3 protein-coding genes are annotated in these 3347 nt (G+C 74.1%); 2 read left to right on the forward strand and 1 reads right to left on the reverse strand.

The features are described from left to right. Positions 1-1979 (forward strand): SbcC/MukB-like Walker B domain-containing protein (locus QH283_RS06610; protein WP_280502129.1); only part of this gene is annotated, 1979 nt, incomplete at its 5' end. 17 nt (positions 1980-1996) lie between these two features. On the opposite strand, the gene QH283_RS06615 is transcribed toward QH283_RS06610, so the two are convergent. Then, positions 1997-2503: a M15 family metallopeptidase gene (locus tag QH283_RS06615; protein ID WP_280502130.1), complete on the reverse strand. Its 507-nt coding sequence runs from the start codon at positions 2501-2503 to the stop codon at positions 1997-1999. Between the two features lie 304 nt (positions 2504-2807). On the opposite strand from QH283_RS06615, the gene cutA reads away from it, so the two are divergent. Continuing rightward, positions 2808-3245: a divalent-cation tolerance protein CutA gene (cutA, locus tag QH283_RS06620; protein ID WP_280502131.1), complete on the forward strand. Its 438-nt coding sequence runs from the start codon at positions 2808-2810 to the stop codon at positions 3243-3245. Positions 3246-3347: the final 102 nt, after the last annotated feature.

Raw genomic sequence — 3347 nt, forward strand, 5'->3', positions numbered from 1 at the left:
AGGCCGAGCAGGCGCGGGAGGAGCTGCGCCGGGCCGAGGCGGAGCTGGCCGAACTCTCGGCGGCCGCCAAGGCGCTGCCACGGCCGACCGCGATGAACGCCGCGCTGCGGGCGGTGGCCGAGGCGGCGGGCGGGTTGCGCTCGGGCGCGGAGGCCGTGGGCCGGGCCGAGCGGGAACTGGATCAGGCCGTGGCCGAGGTGGGCGCGCAGGAGAAGAAGCTGCGGGCCGTCGCCGCCGAACACGCCACCGCGCGCGAGGCGGGCGAGCTGGACGCGCTGGCCGCCGCCATCCGGCACTTCGAGAACGCCGGGTCGGGGCTGGCACGGCTGCGGCTCGAGCACGAGCGGGCGCAGGAACGGCAGCGGGAGGCCGTCGACCGGTACGAGGAGGCGGTGGCGCTGGCGGAGGCGTTCGCCGAGGAGGCCGAGGCGGCACGGGCGGGCTTCGAGGAGCAGCGGCGCAAGCTGGCGACCTTGCGCGAGGCCGTCGGCGCGGGCGCGGCCGAGATCGACGCCGAACTGGAGCGGGCGAGCAGGCGCATCGACGAGTGCCGGGCCGCGCAGAAGGCGGCGCGCACCGCCGCCAACGCGGCCATCGCGGCGGTGGGTGACGCCGAGGCCGCCTATCGCACCGCCTACGAGGCCCTCGGCACCGCGCTGACCGAGGTGCTGGCACAGGCGCGGGCGCTGGCCCCTTACGCCCAGCCGGATCTGCTGGCGCTGCTCGGCGCCGACCCGGAGCTGCGCTGGCCGGCGAGCCAGGCGGCGTGGTCGACCCAGGAGCAGGTGCTGTACCGCATCGCCCAGGCGGGCCCGCACGGCACGGCCGAGGTGCTGCCCGCCGAGGTGGCCGGGCTCTTCGAGGCGCTGTCGGCGGCCACCGCGCAGGTGCGCGCCGGGGAGGCGGCCCGCAAGTCCACCCGCAGCGCGGTCACCGCGGCCTTGCAGGAATTCGACGCGGCGTTGGCCGGGTCGGGCCGCGACTACCGGCTGCGCTGGGACGCGGCCGACGGCCTGACCGTGGTGCAGGTGCAGGACGAGCACGGGCTGTGCCCGCTGGCCGAGTTCGCCGAACGCGTCGGCGGCGCCCGCCGCGACCAGGAGTCGCTGCTCACCGACGCCGAGCGGCGCATCCTCGAGGACGCCTTGCTGACGGGTCTGGCCCAGCAGATCCACGAGCGCACCGCCGACGCCCGCGAACTGATCGCGAAGATGGGCGCGGAGATGAAGAAGCGCCGCATGTCCTCGGGCAACACCCTCGGCGTGCACTGGCTGCTGGCCGACGATCTGTCCGAGAGCGCCCGCGCGATCTGCAAGCTGCTCGACCGGGAGGCCGCCGCGCTGGAGCCTGCCGATCTGGCCGCCGTGCGCGCGCATTTCGCCGCCGAGATCAGGGCCGCGCGGGCGGCGCACCCGGAGCGCTCGTACCCGGAGATCCTGGCCGCCACCCTGGACTACCGGCGCTGGCGGGTGTTCTCGTTCACCCTCATCGGCCCCGACGGCAGCGAGGACAAGCTGACCGTGGCCAGGCACAGCGCGCTCTCCGGCGGCGAGCAGTCGGTCTCGCTGCATCTGCCGTTGTTCGCCGCCGCGCACGTGATGCTGGATTCGGCCGACCCGCAGGCTCCTCGGCTACTGGCGCTGGACGAGGCCTTCGCCGGTGTGGACGACAACGGCCGCTCCGAACTGCTCGGGCTGAGCGTGCAGTTCGATCTCGACCTGTTCATGACCGGCTACGACCTGTGGATCACCTACCCGCACGTGCCCGGGTGCGCCCACTACGACCTGGCCCATTCCGCCGCCGAGCACACCGTGAGCGCCACGCTGCTGGTGTGGGACAGCGGGGATCTGCTCGCCGAACACGACGGCTCCGATCTCACCGCCGCGCTGGGCTCCCCGGACCGGCGCCGGGCGCCTGCGGGCATCGAGGGCGGATTGCCCCTCGACGACATGCCTGGCACGCCGGTCGCGGTGAGCTGACGGCCGCCTCGGGCGGGTCAGCGGACGCTGGCGTCGGGCAGCATGGGCGGGCACGGCTGCCCGGGCAGGGTGGCCAGCTCGAAGTGCCACCACTCGTTGACGAAGGTGCGGCACAGCCCCCACCGGCTGCCGTTGGCCTCCAGCCACTGCGCGCCCACCTGGGGGCCGACGTCGACGGCCTTGCCGGTGACGTGGGTGGACTCGCCGGGCGGCAGCACCCAGCGCCTGGCCTCCTCCGGGCTGCCGTAGGTGGCCAGGCCGTCTTCCCACATGGCCTGCTGTTCGGCGGGCGTGCGGTAGCCGGAGGTGATCGACAGCGGCACGCCCTCGGCTTCGGCCGCGTCGGCGGCCATGGTGAAGGCCAGCGCCAGCAGCGGGTCGAGCCCCTCGGTGCCGGCGACGGAGCCGAGCCCGTCCGGGGCCGCCGACGCGGGGGCGGCGCCGAGCGCGCCGCCGAGGACGACGACGGGGGCGGCCAGGGCCGCCAGGACGACACGTCTGCCGAGTGCACGAGTCCGAGGCATGCCGACGATGGTAACGGCGCCTCGCCCTCCGTCCCGGACTCGTGACGAGCCCGACACGCCAGCTGGAGCACCCGTCGAACGACGGCGTGTCGCACGTTGTGAACGCCTCTGCGCGCCTTGACCATTCGTCATAGCGAATGGAAATCACGCTATCCACAAAGTTATCCAGTGCTGTGGATCACACGATCGACTCCTCGGCTCCCGATCGCCGGGCGCGGCGCGCGGGCCGCACATCGCACGGGATGGACGCGAATCGTGCCGTGCCGCCGCCGCGTTCGGCCGCGCGTAGGCCAGACTGGTCGCCATGGCCGACGACCAGATCGTAGATGTGACCATCACCGCCGACGACCCGGAGTGGCTCGCCGGCTTCGCCCGCTCGCTGGTGGCGGACCGACTCGCCGCCTGCGGCAACATCATTCCGGGCGTCCGGTCGATCTTCCGCTGGCAGGGCGAGATCGACGACGAGGCGGAGACACTGCTCGTCCTGCACACCCGCGCTTCGCTGGTGCCGAGGATCATCGAGCGCGCCGACGCCGAACACCCCTACGACACCCCGCAGGTGCTCGCCCTCCCGGTGGCCGCCGCACATCCCGGGTACCTGCGCTGGGTGCTCGCGGAGACGCGCGGCGCGCACGAAACCGGCGAGAGCGCATCGGATTCCGTCGTCGACGCGGATCTCGCCCGCACCGAGAACTCCGCCCGCACCGAGGATTCCGTCGGCGGCACGGCGGAGGGCGAGTAGGCCCGCGAACGCGACGAGCCCGACGGCCGGAGGGAGCGTCCCCGGCCATCGGGGCTCATTCGACGAGCGCCGGTCGGCGCCCGGCCTCGGAAACACCATCCC

This window comes from Nocardia farcinica, from assembly GCF_029867845.1.
In the GTDB taxonomy this organism is placed as follows: Bacteria; Actinomycetota; Actinomycetes; order Mycobacteriales; family Mycobacteriaceae; genus Nocardia; species Nocardia farcinica_A.